Source organism: Aristophania sp. ESL1100 (genome assembly GCF_058511235.1).
This window is the reverse complement of record NZ_CP196394.1, coordinates 859000-878762: the sequence shown is the minus strand read 5'-3', so window position 1 is coordinate 878762 and position 19763 is coordinate 859000. Positions and strand designations below refer to the sequence as shown.

At 48.5% G+C, this 19763-nt stretch carries 15 protein-coding genes; 6 read left to right on the top strand and 9 right to left on the bottom strand.

Features of this window, described 5'->3' with window-relative positions; all coding sequences use genetic code 11:
- Positions 1-70 precede the first annotated feature (70 nt).
- Positions 71-1072: a biotin synthase BioB gene (gene bioB / locus ACSYSY_RS04210; RefSeq protein WP_491708048.1), complete on the top strand. Its 1002-nt coding sequence runs from the start codon at positions 71-73 to the stop codon at positions 1070-1072.
- A gap of 49 nt (positions 1073-1121) precedes the next feature.
- Here bioB and ACSYSY_RS04205 read toward each other — a convergent pair whose 3' ends face one another.
- From ACSYSY_RS04205 to ACSYSY_RS04185, 5 genes are read right to left on the bottom strand one after another with little or no spacing between them, the layout of a single operon-like run.
- The gene (locus ACSYSY_RS04205; RefSeq protein ID WP_491708047.1) at positions 1122-1895 is read right to left on the bottom strand and encodes a hypothetical protein; all 774 of its coding nucleotides are present in this window, start codon (positions 1893-1895) and stop codon (positions 1122-1124) included.
- On the bottom strand, positions 1892-2848 hold the full coding sequence (locus ACSYSY_RS04200; protein WP_491708046.1) for an MlaD family protein: 957 nt from the start codon (positions 2846-2848) through the stop codon (positions 1892-1894). The genes ACSYSY_RS04205 and ACSYSY_RS04200 overlap by 4 nt, the downstream gene beginning before the upstream one ends.
- Complete coding sequence (locus ACSYSY_RS04195) at positions 2848-3564, bottom strand: ABC transporter ATP-binding protein (RefSeq protein WP_491708045.1); 717 nt, start codon at positions 3562-3564, stop codon at positions 2848-2850. The genes ACSYSY_RS04200 and ACSYSY_RS04195 overlap by 1 nt, the downstream gene beginning before the upstream one ends.
- Positions 3565-3572: 8 nt before the next feature.
- Positions 3573-4382 carry an MlaE family ABC transporter permease gene (locus tag ACSYSY_RS04190; RefSeq protein ID WP_491708044.1) on the bottom strand — a complete coding sequence of 270 codons (810 nt, stop codon included), beginning with the start codon at positions 4380-4382 and terminating at the stop codon, positions 3573-3575.
- The gene (locus ACSYSY_RS04185) at positions 4379-6706 is read right to left on the bottom strand and encodes an adenylate/guanylate cyclase domain-containing protein (protein WP_491708043.1); all 2328 of its coding nucleotides are present in this window, start codon (positions 6704-6706) and stop codon (positions 4379-4381) included. The genes ACSYSY_RS04190 and ACSYSY_RS04185 overlap by 4 nt, the downstream gene beginning before the upstream one ends.
- A 141-nt stretch (positions 6707-6847) precedes the next feature.
- Here ACSYSY_RS04185 and ygfZ point away from each other — a divergent pair, with 141 nt between their 5' ends.
- Positions 6848-7681, top strand: coding sequence for a CAF17-like 4Fe-4S cluster assembly/insertion protein YgfZ (gene ygfZ / locus ACSYSY_RS04180; protein ID WP_491708042.1), 834 nt, complete (start codon positions 6848-6850; stop codon positions 7679-7681).
- Positions 7678-8091 carry a phosphoribosyl-AMP cyclohydrolase gene (gene hisI, locus ACSYSY_RS04175; protein WP_491708041.1) on the top strand — a complete coding sequence of 138 codons (414 nt, stop codon included), beginning with the start codon at positions 7678-7680 and terminating at the stop codon, positions 8089-8091. The genes ygfZ and hisI overlap by 4 nt, the downstream gene beginning before the upstream one ends.
- On the opposite strand, the gene fghA is transcribed toward hisI, so the two are convergent.
- Both fghA and ACSYSY_RS04165 read right to left on the bottom strand, forming a co-directional pair.
- The gene (gene fghA / locus ACSYSY_RS04170; protein ID WP_491708040.1) at positions 8088-8942 is read right to left on the bottom strand and encodes an S-formylglutathione hydrolase; all 855 of its coding nucleotides are present in this window, start codon (positions 8940-8942) and stop codon (positions 8088-8090) included. The two genes, hisI and fghA, sit on opposite strands and share 4 nt — an antisense overlap.
- Positions 8939-10060 (bottom strand): S-(hydroxymethyl)glutathione dehydrogenase/class III alcohol dehydrogenase, encoded by a 1122-nt coding sequence (locus ACSYSY_RS04165; RefSeq protein WP_491708039.1) that lies wholly within the window; start codon positions 10058-10060, stop codon positions 8939-8941. Before ACSYSY_RS04165 ends, fghA begins: the two co-directional genes overlap by 4 nt.
- 108 nt (positions 10061-10168) lie before the next feature.
- Here ACSYSY_RS04165 and ACSYSY_RS04160 point away from each other — a divergent pair, with 108 nt between their 5' ends.
- From ACSYSY_RS04160 to ACSYSY_RS04150, 3 genes are all read left to right on the top strand, one after another.
- Entirely contained in the window at positions 10169-11044 is an 876-nt protein-coding gene (locus ACSYSY_RS04160) for a bestrophin family protein (RefSeq protein ID WP_491708038.1), read from the top strand.
- Positions 11045-11097: 53 nt separating this feature from the next.
- Positions 11098-11688: a CarD family transcriptional regulator gene (locus ACSYSY_RS04155; protein WP_489805279.1), complete on the top strand. Its 591-nt coding sequence runs from the start codon at positions 11098-11100 to the stop codon at positions 11686-11688.
- 231 nt (positions 11689-11919) lie between these two features.
- Positions 11920-13485 (top strand): tetratricopeptide repeat protein, encoded by a 1566-nt coding sequence (locus tag ACSYSY_RS04150; protein ID WP_491708037.1) that lies wholly within the window; start codon positions 11920-11922, stop codon positions 13483-13485.
- On the opposite strand, the gene ACSYSY_RS04145 is transcribed toward ACSYSY_RS04150, so the two are convergent.
- Together ACSYSY_RS04145 and ACSYSY_RS04140 are read right to left on the bottom strand one after the other, a co-directional pair.
- Positions 13479-17657: a translocation/assembly module TamB domain-containing protein gene (locus ACSYSY_RS04145; RefSeq protein WP_491708036.1), complete on the bottom strand. Its 4179-nt coding sequence runs from the start codon at positions 17655-17657 to the stop codon at positions 13479-13481. The genes ACSYSY_RS04150 and ACSYSY_RS04145 overlap by 7 nt on opposite strands.
- Positions 17657-19630, bottom strand: a complete 1974-nt coding sequence (locus tag ACSYSY_RS04140; protein WP_491708035.1) for an autotransporter assembly complex protein TamA — start codon at positions 19628-19630, stop codon at positions 17657-17659. The genes ACSYSY_RS04145 and ACSYSY_RS04140 overlap by 1 nt, the downstream gene beginning before the upstream one ends.
- Positions 19631-19763: the final 133 nt, after the last annotated feature.

Below are 19763 nucleotides of genomic sequence, written 5' to 3'. Positions count from 1 at the left end.
ACAGAGATTCGGGTGACATGATACATCAATTTTGGGTAAGTGTAGGCACTCAAATGGAGACAATCTTTTCATGACCGATAATTTTCCTGCGTTATCCACCGCAAAAACCCCTCTTCGCCATGACTGGCAACGTGATGAAGTGGCCGCTTTGCTTGCTCTTCCCTTCCCTGAGCTGATTTACAAAGCGCAAACGATTCACCGTCAGTATTTCGACCCTACAAAAATCCAGATTTCCACGCTTCTTTCCATCAAGTCAGGAGGATGCCCGGAAGATTGTGCATACTGCCCCCAGAGTGCCCATCATGAAAAATCTGTTGAACGTGAAGCCCTGCTGCCTTTGGATAAAGTCATTCGCGAAGCAAAAGCCGCCAAGGCCTCCGGTGCTGAACGATTCTGTATGGGAGCTGCCTGGAAAGCCCCTAAAGACCGTGATCTTGATCCCGTCTGTGAAATGGTTAAAGCGGTCAAAGATCTGGGGCTTGAAACCTGCCTGACCATCGGAATGCTGACACCAGCCCAATCAGCGCGCCTCAAGGAGGCAGGTCTGGATTATTACAATCATAATCTTGATACGTCTGAAGAATTTTACGGATCTATTATTTCAACCCGCACCTATCAGGATCGCCTTGATACGCTCTCCAATGTGAGAGATGCCGGTATTAATGTCTGTTGCGGAGGCATTATCGGCATGGGAGAAGATGAATCTGATCGTGTCGGGCTGCTCATGACATTGGCAAATCTCCCCAAACACCCTGAGAGTGTTCCCATCAATCTGCTTGTCCGTGTTGAGGGAACCCCCCTCGGAAACAATGACGCCATTGATATCGTCAGCTTTGTGCGCGTCATTGCCACAGCACGTATTCTGATGCCAGCCAGCCATGTGCGCCTTGCAGCCGGACGAGAGAGCATGTCTGAATCAGACCATGCGCTATGTTTCCTTGCTGGTGCCAATTCCATTTTCTGGGGAGAAAAGCTTTTAACGACGCCAAATCCTGTAAAAAACAAGGATCAGCAATTACTTGACCTTCTGGGCATGACGGCTTCTGTTCCCTCCTGCTCGACCAGTCACTGAGATTTTTCCCCTATCCTGTAAATAAGGATAGGGGACATTCTCCGAAAAACTATTTCATCTCTTCGTCCTGCGCCTCACTGTCCTTTATCTGCTGACGAAGGCGCACAGCGTCCTCATATTGACCATTGCCACTATAAGCCTGAGCCTGAAGCTCCAGAGCCCGTCTCATGGCAATAAGGTCATCATTTTCCCGGCGGAGAGTCACCAGGCTGCGGGCATCCGAAGCGGCTTCCTGCCATTGATGATGAGAAAGTGCGGAAAGCGCTTCCAGCTCCAGAAGATTGGCGTCACCCCTCTTCTTCTCACTTTGTGACAAACGCTGAATTGACGTAGATAAAAGGGCATCATCATTTAAAGAAGCAGCATTATAACCCTCAAATGCCACGGCCTCTTCATATGTTCCCTTATCAGGCGAGGCTTCTGCTGTCCGAGCTTCCTTGATGGATTTCTGATACTCTTTTGTGCGGTAGAATGCAGCTGCCTTAATCAGATGCAAATCATTATTCTGCTTATAATCTCTGTCTTCGAGAGCCGTTAATGTTTTATCGACAGTCTTTAAGGCGTCACTGACATGATTTTGTCTGAGCTGTGAGGTTGCGAGATTAAAACCTGAATCATGGATTGCCTGTGCGTCATCAACCAGAAATGCCCTTTCAAAAGCTTTCTGGTATTTAAATTCCGCCTGAGGCAGACGACCATTTCCCAGAACCGTCGTCGCAACGCTCATATCATTGGCGTAATCTTTATCTTCCCAGGCTGTTTTATGACTGGCACATCCAGCAAGCGACAAAGAGGCTCCAGCGAGTAAAATCAATCGTTTCATGGACGCACCTCTTTGGCTGGAAGACGGTGATGAGCATCTTCCTTACCGCTACCGCCTAAAAGCCATAATGAGCGCAATTGATCCATAAGTTTCCGCAAGCTTGTCGCACTTGCTTCAGCTTCGATCATCAGGCTGGGCAAGTCATCTGACGTGAGCGCTGTGTTGTGAATGATCTTTTTCACATCAGGGGTCGTATTCTTCAAGTCACCTGAGATCTGATGGGCATTCTTGATCGTCCCGTTCGCTTCATTCAGGGCTGTATGAATCTGTTTTTCCAAAGGCTGGATGGCATTTATGGCATCATTTAATGTGCGCAGAACCGTATTGGCCCTGTCATAAATATCACGCTGCGTCACAAAAGCACCGATGGTGCCCTTCCCGGAACGCATATCCTTGATCAGACCATTGATCTGTTCGGTAATGGACTCAACATTGGTCATGGCAGGAACAAGGCGCGCCTTCAGCTCATTAACGATTTGCGTAATCTGGTCTGCCGGGTTCGCCTCGACCTTGGCATTCAGAACCGCATAAGACCAGTCGAGATTTTCATGATATCCCCTTGTCATTTCAATATAGCTGGCCCCCGCCACCACGAAACGCCGCCTGATCGTTGCTGTACTATCCTTACGGACAAAACGCTGAAATTGCGGCTCAATTGTGCCTTCAGCATACATCCGTCCAGAAGCGTTAAGCTCCAGAGCGCGGATTTCGCCTGCGCGAACGCCCATAACCTCAATATCATTTCCAACAGCCAGCCCGGCAACGCCGCTCTGAGGGAGGACGAAATGGATTTTCAAGGACGGTGACAGCCACTGCCGCAAAAGGCCCGTTTCAATAACAGCGGCTGCAAACAGAACCATTGCTGCCAAAACAAGCAATCCTACCCATTCATCAGCATAGCGGTTACGAAATAAAGGTCTGGCAGTATCAGATTCCCGACGCAGATGGAGCATTACATACCTCTCATTGTCATAAGACCACTATCACTCAGGCGAAATTTTTGCATATTATCCTGCTCATAATCCCTCCATGAAAACGCATTGGAGGATATCCAGACAATGGCACATCCCCGTTCCCGAGCCGCTGTCAGCTCACTCAGAAACGCATTATAGAGCTCATCAGGTTCAGACTGGACCGGCTCTTCCAACAACATTAAAGCCGGCTGTCCCATAAAAGCACGAACATATTCAGCGCGGCGTTTATCAAGAGGTGTCAAGCGGGAGGGCAGATCTGTTGGCAGACCGGGCAGCCCAAAACGCATTGAAAGTGTCACGGCCTCACTGATAAGAGAATCAAGTTTCGTCCTGGTATGATAGAGACTGGGCCAGAGAATATTCATCTGCATGGAATAAAGCTCAAGCCACTCCTCACCCTGATAAATGCGGCCGATATGCCCTCTCAGCGCTGACGCGCGTTTATCTTCCAGACTCTGCCAGTCCAACCCCATGCAACGGGCTCGCCCTTCCCCTATGGGCACAAGACCGGAACATAAATCCGTAAAAGCGGCTGCCTGTTGTTTATCTCTGCACTGAATAAGGGCACATTCACCGGCATTGAGTGAAAAATTGTAACGCCCATATGATAAACCCTGTCCCTCAAAAACAGGACGCGCGTTATTAAGTTCCAGAACAGGGCCAAAAAAACCTAATGAAGATAAACGATCTGACATATGCGCGCCTAGAAAATCATATCAAGGACGACATTAATCGCCATGACCGACATGATCCCTCTGGAAAACCCCTTGGGAAGAATGGTTGTAAGATCATCCTCGCTGGTAATATCCATCCCTGAAAGGCAGGAGCTTAAACCAACCGCAAAACCACTTAAAAGGAATTTAAGCGGGATACTGATATAATCCTCCGGATGGACTGAGCTGATCACCTGAAACATAAAGGTCCAGATCGGCATGGTGACGATATTTTTCATCCAGCAGACAAAATATCCCATCGTCAGAGCAATCAGGCTGAATATGATACCTAACGTAAATCCGCTCAGGGTCATGGCCAGGCTGCGTGGCAATAAAAGGGCGATAAACGGGTCAACGCCCTGTCCGTTCATAACCCGTAATTGCCTCTGAAGTGTCAGGTTACCGAGATCTGTCACAATCAGCATCCCTGACCGTCCCAGAAGAATGATCCCGACAAGAACAGGGGCAATTTCACGCACCAGAACGGTTGAAAGAATACTGCCTGTCATTTGCGCCAGACCGGCAAAACCCAGCCAGTACACTGCCTGTGCGACAATCCCGAAACCTGTCAGGGCAGCTACGAACAGAACGCTGACAAGCCCTCCTCCTGTCATCTGGCGTAAATTGCGCCAGAATTCGATCTGCACAGCACGGCGCCACGTTACAGGCTGTACGCCCTCACGTATCACACCCCATGCAGCACCGATCATAATCAGCATAAAACGTGGCTGACTGCGTGCAACATGCCCGAACGTGGCAAGTGAACGCTGGACAAGGGCAAATCTTTCGGAAAATATCATCTGCGACCTGCCATAATGTAACTACGCGTTACACCCTTCCCGGGAAGATAGAAATCACCTCTTGGCCGGAACAGGAAATACCCTCTGAGAAGCGTATAAGCTTGCTCGGAAACCTGTATCTGTCCCCCATCAGGCGCATTATGAGCCATAAGATCAGCCGTGTTGAGAGCGGCCCCCCAGACGTTGAAAACTGCCGGATGGTCCCCGATATGGGCTGCCATAAGAGGGCCGACATCCATGCCAATACGGAACATTATTTTCGTAGATAATCCAGAGATGGCATTGAGGCAGATTTCCCGAATAGTGATGGCGACATCTGCCAATCTCAACACACTGGCAACATCCGGCTTCTGTTGGCAGCTTCCCAGGAAAATAACCCTGTTCCCGGCCACCTGCATTGAAAATAATTCCGCCTTGCGCATAATTTCCTGAATCTGCCCTGTCACAGCATTAATGAGATTCAGATTATGCTGGGCTGTTTCTGCCTGAGTGGCGTATGATTCAAGGAATTCCAGAACCATGACCGGCACTGAAGGATAAAGCCCATCCTTGATCGGCCCATCCTCCTGATGCTCAGGATCCAGCAGGAACCCTGTATTCGTTTGAAATGCCTGAAGATTGTCCGATGTTGATGCGTCTTCAAAACTTTGGACCTTCTCAGGTAGAGACGACGACATCTTCTGATTTCTCTGCAAAAAGCGCAGAGCCTCGATAGAGGAAACCAGGGCAACTGTTCTTTCCAGTGCATCATGATGCGTAGGGTCTTCAATCAGGATAACACCAACCGGATTATGCTGTTCCTGAATGGGCACGATCAATAGATGATGCGCATCAATATTACGCATAAACACATGTTGCAGAGACTTGAATCTTTCGTCCTTTGCAGCGTCCGGCACATCTATATGCTGGGCGTCATTAAGACATTCAAACAAACCGGGATAAACATGCTTTGAAAGTTCCATCCCCGAGCCATGGGCGTCATGCTGACTGTCAAACATATCTTCACATAACAGACGCTCACCATCGGGAAGAAGACGCCATATACTTGCCCGTTTGGCGCCACCGCGGTCTGTCAGAACTTCTGTCATGACAGGTATTTCCTTATCCGGATCCAGCAAGGCGGGCGTATTGGCAATTTTAAGCAGGCCCGCACTTTCCTCCTTAATCTTCTCACGCCCTCTTTTCAGGGTCTTTTGATAACGGATAATCCTCCGCCCCTGATAAATCAGCCCCAAAGCAAGGAAACAGGACAAAGTAATAACGACAAAGGAAAAATAGATATTCTGTTTCTGGACCTTACGCGCAAAGCTTGCAAAATCACTGGCAGGCGCATTCAGCAACAGGACCCATGATTTTTTCGCAACGGTCATGGCTGAGGCAATCGTGACAAACCCCTTGCCTTTAACCTGCACGTAGCCGGCACCATCGCCTCTGATTCTGAAAATGTTCAGTGTGCGCAGGAAAACAGGCTGTGTTGCCTCATCAAGTTCAATCTTAGAGGCATCAAATCCAGGCTTGCTGATTTTCGTCATATTCTGGCCGGCAATGACATGACCATTCACGTCCACAATTATGGCACGACCGCTCTTGCCAACCTTCAGCCCATTCACAAAGTTGGTCAGTTCATTAAGCGAGATACTGATGGCGAAAACCATACGACGCCCATCAGTTGTTTTAAAGGCGGAGGAAGCAGTAAGAATGAACTGATTTGTAGAGAGATATTGATAAGGTTTCCGCCAGAAAATATTTTCCCTGACCGGTTTATTCATACGGCTGATGGCACCCTGATACCAATCATGTTCCTTTGGAATATAAGCGTCGTCCGTATCGATTGAATCTTTACTGACAAAGCGCCCATCAGCATTGGTCACATTATGAAGAAAGGAATGACGACCCTTGCTGCTCTGGTAGGATGTTTCTTCATAATTGCTGGCTTTGCCATCTTTGCTATCGCGCCGGGAGACCATCCAGAAATGCCCCTCATCGTCAGCAAGATAGAAGCTGAACACCTGGGGAACATTTTTAAGAACAGACCGCCCGAGCAGCATGAAATTTGCCGCATTCCGCTCAACATTATCGCTATTGAGAATATCTCTGGCCACCATGGAGGTGGAACGCGCCGGAGACAGATAATTTGTAACTTCCTGAGTGATATAACGCTGATCGCTCAATAACAGGCTTCTGGACAGCTCTATGGCACCGTCACGTGTCGTCCGGAAATTATGTACCGAGACGATGATAATAGCGCTAACCACCAAAATCACGCCCAGAATGGGGATCAGGAATTGAGCGATTCGCCAGCGCCGATTTGATGGGCTGGACATGGGATTGACGATTTCCTCTGCCGGCAAGAGCGTTATCCCCCTCTATTTAAATAAACATACCAGACCATCCTATTATGAATGGGCTGCTTTAAAAATAGACTTATTGTCCTTTATATTAATCTGATTATCATAAGAATCCTTATGAAACAAAACCACATTTCCTGCCGTCACGTTCTTTGCCTTAAAGGCCCGGACCGTTTTTCATTCCTGCAAGGGCTCATCACCGCCGACCTTAATGACTTGAAATCAGGGCATATGACGTTATCAGCCCTGCTGAGTCCACAAGGTAAAATCCGCTATTTATTTTATATTTTCCGCACTGATGAGGCTCTATACCTCGATTGTAGTGAAGAACAGGCGAGTTCTCTTGTTAAACAACTACTTATGTTCAAATTACGCGCTGATATTGAACTTTCAATAACTGAGCTGAATGTTTATGCAGGCGGTACAGAAACGCTCCCCCCAAATGATGCGCTGATTGTGGCGAAAAGCGATGGCATTTTTATTCCTGGATGGCGCGCTTTAAGCACAATGGTGCCATCCCTTCCTGGATCGGGAAACAAAAACTGGTTAAGACGCCGCCTGGAAGCCTGTGTTCCAGAAATTGAAGATATCATCCCTGATAAAATGATTGCCCTGGAGGCTAATCTAGATTGCCTCGGTGCTATATCATGGACAAAGGGATGCTATATGGGACAGGAAGTCACCGCGCGATCACATTATCGTGGTCTCATAAAAAAACGTCTTGCTCCTGTGAAGCTGCAAAAAGGCTCTTTTCCTGAAGAAGGCGGCGTAATTATCTCAGGGGATTATCCTCCTATGCCCCTTCTCTCACGCTCCGAAAATCTCGGGCTTATCCTGCTTCCAAGAGCGTTATGGACCAATGCGGAACTGACCTATGAGGGTGAGGCTGTCACGACGGCTTATCCCCGGGAATTTACTGAAACTTTTTTATCTGAAGGGCCTTTATCATGACATGGCGCGCTCCGGGCATTGAAGCTCTTGAAACTATTTTACAGACTGTAAAATTTGATGAAAATGGTCTGATTACAGCCATTGCGCAGGATGAACATCACAACGTGTTAATGCTCGCCTGGATGAATAAAGAGGCTTTGCAGGAAACATTGCTGACAGGGCGTGTCTGTTATTTCTCGCGCAGCAGACAAAAATTATGGCGCAAGGGCGAAAGTTCAGGTCAGGAACAAAAGCTCATTTCCGCAGCCCTGGATTGCGATGGTGATGCCTTGCTCATGACCGTTCAGCAACAAGGTGTTGCCTGCCATACCGGGCGCAGAAGCTGCTTTTATCAGCAGATTACGCCCGAGGGATTACACCCCAATAGTGAGGTGATTGTCAAACCTGAGATTCTTTACGGCAAAAGCTAACCCTTCAGAAGGGCGGCATGATGAGCCATATGATCTTCGATAAAGCTCTGTACAAACCAGTATGAATGGTCATAACCGTCGTGATGTCTGATTTGTGCCGCTTGTCCTGATTTATCAAAAGCCGTTGCCAGTGTCTCTGGTTTGAGGTCGTTCCAGAATTCATCTTTCAGGCCCTGATCAATCAGGATCGTGGCAGGATGTCTGCATCCCTGATCAAGCAACAGACAGGGGTCATAATGCGTCCATTGCGCGGCATCCCCACCAAAATAGGTTTCTGTAACTTTCCGCCCCCATTCTACGGCAGCAGGATTGCCTATCGGGGCGAAAGCAGAGACGCTTTTCCATTTTTGCGGGTTACGCAAGCCAAATCCCAGAGCGCCCATGCCTCCCATAGAGTGGCCCATGATACCGCTTTTTTCTGGATCTATAGGGAAATAAGTTTCCACAAGGCGGGGAAGTTCCTCACCTATAAAGCTGGCCATCTTATAATGTTTTTCCCACGGCGTCGAAACTGCATCCACGTAAAAACCGGCCCCCGCACCGATATCGGGATCAGCCGTCTCATCTTTTGTGCCTGTGTCACGGGGAGACGTATCAGGCGCTATAAGAGCCACACCCCATTTAGCGGCAAAACGAACCGCGTTTGCCTTGACAATGAAATTCTCGTAACTGCTTGTCAGCCCTGAAAGACAGTAAAGAACAGGGCATTTTTCACCTTCTTTCAGATGAGGTGGCAGATAGAGAGCAAAAGTGGTTTTACTTTGAAGCGTCTCTGAATAAAGACGGATAAAACGCAGATTTCCGCCAAAGCAAAGATGTGACTTCAGTGTTTCAAACAAAATATCACTCATGATTCATACTCCACGACGGTGCGAATACCCTCTCCGCGCTCCATCATCTCAAAGCCTTTATTGATGTCTTCCAGAGGTAGTTTTCTGGTGATCAGATCATCAATATTGATCCGGCCTTCCATATACCAATCCACAATTTTCGGGACATCTGTGCGCCCTCGTGCCCCTCCAAAAGCTGAGCCAATCCAGCGTCTTCCCGTCACCAGCTGGAAAGGACGCGTGCTGATTTCCTGCCCTGCCCCGGCGACGCCAATCACGCAGGAAACCCCCCATCCTCTATGGGCACTTTCAAGAGCCTGCCGCATCAATTTAACATTTCCGACACACTCAAAGGTATAATCCAGTCCGCCACCCGTCATTTCGATAAGGTGCCCGACAAGATCGCCCTTCTCACCCAGATCACGGGGATTAACAAAGTCTGTCAGCCCGAACTGGCGCCCGATTGCTTCACGTTCCGGGTTGATATCAATTCCAATAATGCGTTTGGCACCGACCATTCTGGCCCCCTGCACGACATTGAGACCAATCCCACCAAGACCAAAGACGGCAACTGTGGACATTGGCTCTACTTTCGCCGTGAATAAAACCGCGCCAATTCCTGTTGTCACACCACAGCCAATATAACAGACCTTATCAAAGGGCGCATCGTGACGGATTTTTGCCAGAGCGATTTCCGGCATGACCGTATAATTGGCAAAAGTGGAACAGCCCATATAGTGGTAAACCGGTTTCCCTTTATAGGAAAAACGCGTCGTGCCATCAGGCATAAGCCCCTTTCCCTGCGTACTTCTGATGGATGTGCAGAGATTTGTTTTACGCGACAGACAGGAAGGGCATTCCCGGCACTCAGGCGTATAAAGCGGGATCACGTGATCGCCCACTTTCAGATTTTTTACGCCTGCCCCGATTTCACGAACGATCCCGGCACCTTCATGGCCCAATATGGATGGGAAAAGTCCCTCAGGATCCGCCCCGGAAAGGGTGAATTTATCTGTATGGCATAGTCCGGTCGCCTTGATCTCTACCAAGACCTCTCCTTCCCGTGGCCCCTCAAGCTGGACAGTATCAACCACCAGTGGTTTCCCGGCTTCAAGGGCCAAAGCAGCACGAACGTCCATCAGAATTCTTCCTTTCCAAGATGTAACTTGTAACCATTGCGTAAATACGTCTCAGTATAATTTAGCAGAAATTTTTCAGAATGTTCAGAAACACATGGAGAAAGACTATTGATTGTTAAAAGACGCTATGGCCTGACAATCCTTGTTAAAGAAACGCTTCCTTCCCTGACAATTCTGGCATTATGGGACTTTGTGGTTGTCATCATGTTCCAGATTTATCATCAGGAATGGATGGAGCAGCCGGCACTACCTATTTCGCTTATGGGCTCGGCGCTGGCTCTTTTTCTGGGTATTCGTAATAATGCAGCCTATTCCCGCTGGTGGGAGGGGCGTACGTTATGGGGCAGCATTACAAATAACTGCCGGTCATTCGGCAGGGAGGTCGCTTCCCTGCTGAATGGCAGCCCTGAACTCGTCAAGGCAATGGCGGCCTATCCCTATCTGCTCAAAGCCGCTCTCAGTGATGGTGAAACGGGACCTGAAATTGATAAGCTCCTGGATCAGGGCTTCAAAAAACGGGTTTTTGCGTGCACAAACCGCCCCAATGCCCTGCTTTATGAAATCGGGCTTAAAGTGCGTCAGGAAGTTGACCGTTATAAAATCGACGGGGCTGTGCATGGAACCATTGACCGTATTCTTTCTGATCTGGCCAATGCCCAGGGCGGTCTGGAACGAATTCAGAAAACACCTTTACCTGTACAATATTCTGTTCTTCCCAATATCGTGACGCATCTTTTCTGTATCATGCTGCCACTTTCCGCTGTGCAGACATTGGGCTGGATCACACCGCTCGGCTCCAGCATCATAGGTCTTTTGTTCCAGATGCTCGATCGTAGTGGCCGTGACTTACAGGAACCTTTCAGCAACACCGTCCATGCACTGCCTATGCTCACAATGGCGCGCACTATAGAGAGGGACCTCCTCCAGCCTGTGCAGCTCTCCCCTCACGAAATGGTGGCCATTACCAATGGCGTACAGCCATAGGAATAACAAACCGCCCTAAAGACAGGGACATTTTTTTTTGGTATAATGATATTATGAGCAGCAATTTTAGAATGCCTCAAAGAGGCGGTGTCACTGAAGATATGGCGCGCGATGCAGCCGAGCGTACAGCACAGCAGAAAGATCCCGGCCTGAAAAATGATCCTTTTCAGGTTGGAGATTCGATCGTCTATGCTGCCCACGGTGTAGGACGTGTCGAAAATATTGGCAATGTTGAAGTTGTCGGGACGATGATTGAGATGATTGAAATCTCTTTTCCCGGCAACCAGATGACGTTGCATATTCCCTTGGCTAAAGCGCGTAAATCCGGCCTGCGCAAAATCGCAACACGCGAAATCGTCGATAAAGCGATGGCCGTTGTGAAAGGGAAGCCTCATATCAGCCGTGGTATGTGGGCGCGTCGGGCGATTGCCTATCAGGAAAAAATCAATTCCGGTGACTTGATACAGATTGCTGAAGTTCTACGGGACCTTCGCCGCAATGTGGACAGTCTTGACGGAAGTTTTTCAGAGCGTAAACTTTTTGAAGCTGCACAGGAAAGGTTTGTCGCTGAACTGGCTGTATTGGAAAATAAGGATTCCGAAACAGTTCTAAAAACACTTACAGAAACAATGAAAAAAGCCTGAAAAATAAGTGTGTTCCAGCTGGTCGGTATCCTGCCCTTTCAGCCGGGACACACTCTGTGCTTCGAGCCCGATAAGCAGCACCCTGTAGCCTTACCTGATACTTTATAATAATAGATTGTCCATTATATATTTTGACTATAAGTCAAACTCAGTACAATACTCTATTAAGTTTCTACTCAGACGCGACATATACTGGCACATAAAAGATACGGGGACTTGATGAGGCCACATATGGATCTACAACCTTTGGCCCTGCTTCGTCGTAACCCAAATGAGGCCTTATTATTATCCGTTACAGAATCTCTTCAAAGTGAGGATATACGTTCTTTCTGGAAAGGCTGTTATTATTTCCTCAAAGATGATTATGTACAAGCAGCCCGTCACTTTCGTCAGGCCATGGAAAACGGATTGCACAATCCATTTTCGAGACTTCAGGAAGAATTACAAACCGAGCATGAAGAAAAGACTTTTCTGGCATTGCTTGATACATATGAAACCCTTTACCACTCATCTGAAGCGCTTATAGGGTTAAAAGGGTTGTCACTTGTTCAGCTTCACCGCCTTTATGAAGCTGAGACGCTTATAAGAAACCAGCTGAAATCATCTCCCGACGCTTTTGTTTTAAAAACCGTTCTTGTCCGTATCTTATGTGAACAAGGCGCCTTTGGAGAGGCTCTAAACCTCCTTTACGGCCTTATTGAGCAATTACCCGATAGCTGGAATGTCATGAACAATCTCGGCTATATTTATAACAATACCGGGGCCGTTGAAGAGGCATTAACCCTTTACCACCGTGCCATTGCCATCGCCCCGAATGAACCTCTTTTACGGCTGAACCATTCAATCGCACTTCTGAAAATAGGGCGTTTTTCCCAGGGATGGCATGAACATGAATGGCGCCTGAAACTTCCTTTGCACACCTCTCTGCCTTTCAGCAAACTTCTCCCGACGGTAAGGCCCGGCACATCCTTGAGAGGGAAAAAGATCCTGGTCACCCATGAAGAAGGTCTGGGTGATTCAATCATGTATTCCCGCTTTCTCCCTCTTCTGGCCGAAACGGGGGCTTCTATTCATGTATGGGGAAGCGGGCAGCTTTCTTCACTGATAGGGAAAATCGATGGCGTCATGACCTCACAGGTAGGAGGTATCTGCCCTGAATATGATTATCACTGCCCCTTTATCAGCCTGCCCAGAGCGCTGACAGCCTATCCTTCCATGCCCTTTAGAGCCTCACCGCCCTATTTATCAGTTGCACCCGAAAAATTGGCAAAATGGCGTGAGAAACTGGCTTTTATACCCCCTCATATCCTGAGAGTTGGCCTGGTCTGGTCGGGCGGTATTCATGAAAATGACCGTTCTTCCCGCCTTATTGATTATCATCGTTCCATGAACCTCAAGGAGCTGGAAAGCCTTTTTGTTGGCGATCCTTTTATCCAGTATTTCAGCTTGCAAAAAGGCCCCAGAACGTCTCAAAAAGAGCCCTACTGCCGCCATCTCCTTGATTACATGGATGAGTGTGACACAATGGAGGATACGGCTGCCCTGATTGACGCTCTTGATATCGTCGTTACGGTTGATACCTCTATTGTTCATCTGGCAGGTGCCATCGGCAAGGAAACCATTTTAATGGATCGTTTCTGCAATTGCTGGCGATGGGGTATCCATCAAACTGAAACGCGGTGGTACCCCTCAGTACGGATCATTCGCCAACCTTATTTTGATGACTGGCAACCTGTTGTTCAGCAAATTTCCCGAGAATTGACAGAACGCGCCCTGAACAAGGCCTTGTCTCAATAATCAATACCATAGGACAACCCCAGTGAAGAGCCGGGATCATTCTCAGGTGTTGTAAAACCTGTAATCTGCCCTCCCGTGCCGACGGTTGTATTGAATTTAAGATGTTTTGTTATATCCACCCTCACCTCAGCTTGGGTGTTATTACCGGAAAGCCCTTCTTTGGCACCAACATAGACCCCTTTCATCACATATTTTCCCGCTTCCAGAGTGGATTTTTCTTTCCCATCCTTGCCACCATTCGTGCTGCCAACAGAAAGTTCATCCAGCCCCAGAGTATTTCTGACCATGCTTAACGGATCAAAAGCCGAACCCCCACCTATCTGGACGACAGCCGCTCCCAGAGCAGCAAGCTGGGTGGGAGAAAGGGACGCACGCGTGCTGCCAAACAACAGGACTGACAAGACTTCGTCCTTGGGGCGTTGTGGGGCGGAGACAAAACTCAGTTTCGGCTCGCTGGCATAACCTGACACCAATAAACTGGCGACGATCCCTTCAGCAGAGCGGTCTGCCCGGAAATCAAGGGTTGGATCAAGCCTGTGACCGACACCACTGCCATTAAAGGCAACGCGGCCTTTGGTGAAATTAAGGCTGATCCCCGCCAGATTGAAGTTACCCTGCCTTAAATCGAACCCTCCTGTAATTTCTGGCGCAAGATTTGTGCCTTTGACATGCAGCTTTCCGCTCATTTCAGCAAAAACACCATGCCCCCGGACGAAAAGTTGGCCAGGTGAGGCAACATCCACATTCAGATTCACGATCACGGAAGGATCCGGCTTTTTTTCATGCTCTTTTCCCGGCTTGATAATCTCCAGCTGAGGAACAGAAGCAGGCATGGAATTGGGAATATTAATGTTGGCTTCTGGAATTTTAATCTGTCCATCCACATCGATTTCAGAGCTTGCACGACCATGGACATGAAGTGAGGCATTGAGTGTTTCGATCAGCAGATCACTGATCACAGGCTGGGCCTTATCCATTGAGAAAGTCAGATCCAGTGGAATTCCGGGACGCAGAACACCGATCTGCCCTGCAAGAGACATTGTCCCCTTTCCGGCTTTCAGGTTGAAATTACTGATTTTCAACGCATCATTCTGCGCTGTAATATCACCCTTTATGTCTGTCAGGTGAACGCCCTGTGCATAATGGGTGAAGTCTCCCTGCTGAATGTGAATCCCTCCTGTGAGGTTAGGATGATCGAGCTTACCCTGAGCCGTGATATCCATATCCACGAGCCCTTTCACCCCCATACCGGAGGCCCCTAGGACAGCATTCAGCAAAGTCAGATTCAGTTTTCCGGTAGAATGAAGAGATAAGGCTCCTTCTTTGGAAAGAGGAACCATACCATTTGCACGAACCGTCAGACGATCTCCCGAATGGGCGTCAAGCTGTAACTGTGCCTGCTTGTGAGCAAGATTTGCCTTAAGAGAGAAAGAAGAACGTGGAAGCGAGGCTGCATATCCCATATTCAGATAAAGATTTTGCCCCTCTGCTGTAATTGACCCGGCTGGGTCAGCAAGAGTGCCAGACAGGTTGCCCCTGGCCGTAATCGTCCCCCCTCCCTTTAAGCCCGGCACAAAAGGTGTGGCCAGGGCCGGTGTGACCCGGTCAAGTGCGAAAGTCAGATCAAGCTTTGGTTTAACCTGACCGTTAACAGATAAAAGAGCAGGCACGCTCTGAGGCGACGTGCCAGATAATTTGAGATGTTCAACGCTCAGTAACTTCCCATAATGAATGATCGTCGGTGACTGAAGGCGCAATGTTTCGCCTTTGACAAGGCTCTCCAGTCTGCTCACCGTCACTTGTGACTCTGGAAGGTTCGCAAGGACAGCAAGTTCAACTCTGGCCGGCGCCTTCATGACATTATCAAACCTGCCAGACACATTCAGCCCAAGGGCTTTTTCCGGTCCTTTAAGGGACAGACGGGCCTCTCCATTTATCTCCCTGGCTTTCAGGCCCCCTATCTGGGCTGACAGATCAAAAACAGGGTCCGTGGAAAGATGGTTCACATCTCCATTGATGGTGAAGGAACGCACAGCATAATCAGCCATACTGAGCTGGGATTTAAAATCCAGATGGACCCGTTCCTGCGACTTCTCCCCTTGCTGTTTTACCGTCTGTAACCCCAGGGACAATCCTCCCTTTACAGATTGGCCGATCAAGGATGAAAAATTCTCAAGCCTGGTGATGGAAACATCCATATCCCCACGAGGAATCTTCGCCCCCGCGGGAAGATTAATGAGGCCGTGCCCCTTTAACGTCTTCCAATCCAGCTTATTGAGGATGGCTTCCATATTTCCCTGCCTGTCTTTGTGAAAAGACAGGTCCAAGGCCAAAGGCACTTTATCGAGTTCACCCTGCGCCGTCAGTGTGCCATCGGGGAAGTCGGGTAGATGCTCAATGGCGGCTTCTATAGTGACTGGTCCAGGCGCTATTTTTATCTTTGGTGATGAAGCCCCTGCGATGGTTTTAATATGCACGCTGCTTTTCAGATCATTTAAAGGACCAGTCGCATTGAGCGTGGCCTCCATATGTCCATGCGCAACCGGGTAAAGTGCTTTGAGATCAGACAATGAAAGGGAAAGGTCAGACTTTAGGAAATTATTTTCTTTAGGGTCGAACTGTCCCGCCCCTTTTATGTGTAAGGTCCGTCCAGAAATATCCAGCCCTTCAAGGGCAATCTTTCCCTGTGAGCTCCTCTGCACATTCAGAGCAAATTTACCGTCTTTCCCAATAAGTCCTACAGCCTGTGGCAAACCGGAAAGAACCTGTATTTCCCCTTTTACGGCCGCTTGCTGAGCAAGCTCTTTCTTCCCTGGCAAGGCAAGAGCAACCGCAATGTGCGAGCGCCCTTCAAGAGCGATCGCGCCAATCTTTGCCAATGGCTGAAGATTGGGAAGGGTCAACTCAAGATGCCCCTTCAAAAAAGGTTTAACCGTCCCGTTAAAGGCAATCTGAAGGAGATGATGCTGCACATTTACACTGAAAGGCTGTACTTTCTGAAAAGGCTGATAAAGCGCATCTATCTTAATAGGAGAGGACGCCAGTAACAGTGGTGCCTTTCCCGGAAGTCTCAATCCGGATAATTTTCCCGTTAAGCGCAATTGGCCGTTTTTATGAAATAACTTTTTGTGATCTCCCTTGTACTGCACATCAATAGAGTGAGCCATCACTGAAAAAGCCGATAAATTGGCAAGTTCGATCGAAGCGTCTCCTCCTGGAGCTGTGAAAGCTCCATCCAAAGACGCTTTGAAGGCCAGATGATCCCAGCCAAGATCCGGCAGGATCGTCATTGCAGGAGATATTGCCGTCAGGGCGATTTTCCCACGTTTTTTATAGAGATTAACCCGCCCATATTCACTGACATTCAGCTGTGATTTTAAAGGACTGCCTGCTCTTAAATCCAGCTTTGTATTAAATTTACGGTATGGCCCTTTAAAACTGATTTCCACATTCAAGGGATCGAGCGCCGGCATATGAAGCATGGTTGCGAAGAAACCATTCGCTCCCTCGTTAAATTCGATTTTCCCTTTGGCGCGCCTCCATCTCTTATCAAGCTTGACCGAAAGTGTTGCCGGCTCATCATAACGGTGTGCCACCGCATCAATCATGATAGAGGGGAAATTTTTGACACTGACCCCTTGGATAAAGGGATTTATGCTCGAAATTTTCGTCTTGCCGGAAAGTGAGAGTAGCAGACGTTTTTGCGTTAATTCTGCCCCTATTTCGATATGAGGTGCCGTCAGAGACCTTATATCAACGGCTAATGGCAGATTAAGAGGCTTTGCATCAGGATCGGAAGGAGGCGAAGGTTCACTTGAATAGGGCAGACGCTCAAAAACAAAACGTTCAGCAGTGAATGTCTTCACTTTGGCTTTCATGTGAATCAAAGCCAGAGGCGACCATCTTAAATCCGCCTTGTCCAATTCCAGCCAGACGCCTTTTTCATCAACAAGGGTTAATTTTTTCAAACGGATATGAGATGGGAGAAAACCTGAAATCCCTTCCAGGTGCACCATATTCCCCGTTAAGGAAGGGAGGCTTTTTTCTGCGTAATGCTGAACATGGGGAAGATTCAGGCAGACCAGAAGGGCCGTAACACTCATTCCCGTTACGGTCATGATCAGACCTGTTATCAGGACAAGGATATAATAAAGGCGGCGGGTAAAATACATCAGAATGTTTCTCCCAGCCCGATATAAAGCTCCCATTTATCTCCACGATCAGGGCGGTGCATGGGCAGGGCTATATCCACGCGGATAGGACCGATGGGTGTGAAATAACGCACCCCGGCCCCATAGCCGACTCTCAGCTTGCCATGACCCGGCATTGACCCTCTTCCCACCTGCCCGGCATCAGCAAAAAGAGCCGTCCCGAAGCTTTTGAAAAGCCGCTGCCTATATTCCACTGTTGCTGCGTCCATGGAGCTGCCTCCAATTGCATATTTGCTGTGCCGGAATTGCGGTCCCACCCCTTGATATCTGTAACCGCGAACCGTCGCCTGCCCACCTGCATAAAGACGCTGGTCAGGCGGAATATCCCACGTTGTAGCGCCCTGGATGGAGCCAACAGACCCTCGCAGAGCGATAACACTCCGCCCGGGACGCGAAAGGCCAATATTATGCAGATCAAAATAGGTCGAAATCTGGCCATTCAATATAGCAAAAAATGACGTTTTATGTTCCATCGATTCCGATGGAGATGCTGAAATGGATATTTTGACGCCGTGAGTTGCCGGTTCAATAGCATTGGGGCGATGGGTCGTATCATAATCAGCCCCTATGGGTAATGAGACGATAAAATAATCTCTCGAACTGCCGAATTGCCTGATTTTTTCCTGCTCGAGTGACAGAGCGCCATTAACGTTCCATTCATCCCCGACAGGTTGAGAAAACCCGGCTTTTACCAGAAACGCGGTCTGGTGATAGGAATATAATAATTGCCGAACAGCCTCTACTCTTACATTCAAATCACGCCCACGATCGAAAAAATCCGGTTTGCTGAAGTCAACATAGCCATCATAGCCCAACCCTTGCTGAGCAGAACCTCCCAGACCTGTAGCCAGAGCAGAAACTTTCAGACGCTCTCCGCGACCAAGAAAATTACGGTGCAGCCAGCTGGCCCCGAGACGTCCTCCAAGATCAGTTGAATAGCCAACCTCCCCGGAAACACGCCTGCGTTTCCCTTCCTGGAAATCAAGATTGAGCGGCATGGCCTTATCGATATCCTTAACCTCGCTCTTTCTGGATGGGATTGTGATTACAGGAGGCGCGTTATTAATCTGAATTGATGAAAAAAGACCGGTACTGCTTAAATCCAAACGTGCTTTTTCAATGGCTGAGGGCTGATAAAGCTCACCCTGATGCAGGAGAATGCGCTTTTGCACATAATCCTGCCTGACATGTTTCAGCCCTTTAAAGGCAAGGGGACCAATGACCAGTCTGGGACCTTTATCAACAAAGATCCTGACCGTAATGACATATTTTTCCTGATTCAGGATTGCCTGTGGCCGGGAAACATTTGCTGTGCCGTACCCTTCTTCGAGGAGAAAATCACCTAATCGGGACTGTGACGCCAGAATCTTTGCGGCGACAGCCTCATCTCCCACCTTTATTCCCAGTGCCTCATTTTCCTTATGAGACAACATGATGTTTCCACCGGTGCTTTTATCCCCTTCTTTCGGGGAAGGCTTTATCTCGATCGCCCCTATATGGAAAATCGGCCCTAACGTGGCAGAGACGGCAATCTTAATAGTTGTTTTGCCTGTTGCCTCCTCAAGGGCTGCCAACATGGCCGGATCACGCCCTTCATAATCATGTTTCCCGATTGTGACGGTAATCTTGAGCTGACCGGCGTAATATCCCTGCGACTGCAACGCACCATTGAGACGGTCATAATCACTACGGATACGTCCGGCGAGCGCATAGGCCCCTACCTGATGTGTTTTCTGCAAGGTTAAAAGTTGGGAAGACGCTTTCAGGGCATCATCTACTGCCTCATGAGACGTTGATTTGATCGTCGTCTCATAAGCGAAAGTGATTTCCTTTTGCCCTGATACCTCACTTTCCGCAAAAATCTGCCTGGCCCCACAAAAACTGCATGCCAGAAGCATCAGACACAAACCAGACGTCCTTAATAATCTCACCATCTCTCCTTGACGTGTTCTCTCTCTTTTATCATGTCAGATACGCCCGCTCTTTTCCACTGCTTCCGATATGATCGATAGAGGGCAGCAAGTCTATTTGCTTATTGTTTTCTTTCGCTCTATGGGTGGATTAAGA

Coding starts and splice junctions, on each gene's coding strand:
- ACSYSY_RS04140 (WP_491708035.1), bottom strand. CDS start 19,630: ATGGTGAGATTATTAAGGACGTCTGGTTTGTGTCTGATGCTTCTGGCA.
- ACSYSY_RS04200 (WP_491708046.1), bottom strand. CDS start 2,848: ATGCTCCATCTGCGTCGGGAATCTGATACTGCCAGACCTTTATTTCGT.
- ACSYSY_RS04195 (WP_491708045.1), bottom strand. CDS start 3,564: ATGTCAGATCGTTTATCTTCATTAGGTTTTTTTGGCCCTGTTCTGGAA.
- ygfZ (WP_491708042.1), top strand. CDS start 6,848: ATGAAACAAAACCACATTTCCTGCCGTCACGTTCTTTGCCTTAAAGGC.
- bioB (WP_491708048.1), top strand. CDS start 71: ATGACCGATAATTTTCCTGCGTTATCCACCGCAAAAACCCCTCTTCGC.
- ACSYSY_RS04185 (WP_491708043.1), bottom strand. CDS start 6,706: ATGTCCAGCCCATCAAATCGGCGCTGGCGAATCGCTCAATTCCTGATC.
- ACSYSY_RS04165 (WP_491708039.1), bottom strand. CDS start 10,060: ATGGACGTTCGTGCTGCTTTGGCCCTTGAAGCCGGGAAACCACTGGTG.
- fghA (WP_491708040.1), bottom strand. CDS start 8,942: ATGAGTGATATTTTGTTTGAAACACTGAAGTCACATCTTTGCTTTGGC.
- ACSYSY_RS04150 (WP_491708037.1), top strand. CDS start 11,920: ATGGATCTACAACCTTTGGCCCTGCTTCGTCGTAACCCAAATGAGGCC.
- ACSYSY_RS04190 (WP_491708044.1), bottom strand. CDS start 4,382: ATGATATTTTCCGAAAGATTTGCCCTTGTCCAGCGTTCACTTGCCACG.
- ACSYSY_RS04155 (WP_489805279.1), top strand. CDS start 11,098: ATGAGCAGCAATTTTAGAATGCCTCAAAGAGGCGGTGTCACTGAAGAT.
- ACSYSY_RS04145 (WP_491708036.1), bottom strand. CDS start 17,657: ATGTATTTTACCCGCCGCCTTTATTATATCCTTGTCCTGATAACAGGT.
- hisI (WP_491708041.1), top strand. CDS start 7,678: ATGACATGGCGCGCTCCGGGCATTGAAGCTCTTGAAACTATTTTACAG.
- ACSYSY_RS04205 (WP_491708047.1), bottom strand. CDS start 1,895: ATGAAACGATTGATTTTACTCGCTGGAGCCTCTTTGTCGCTTGCTGGA.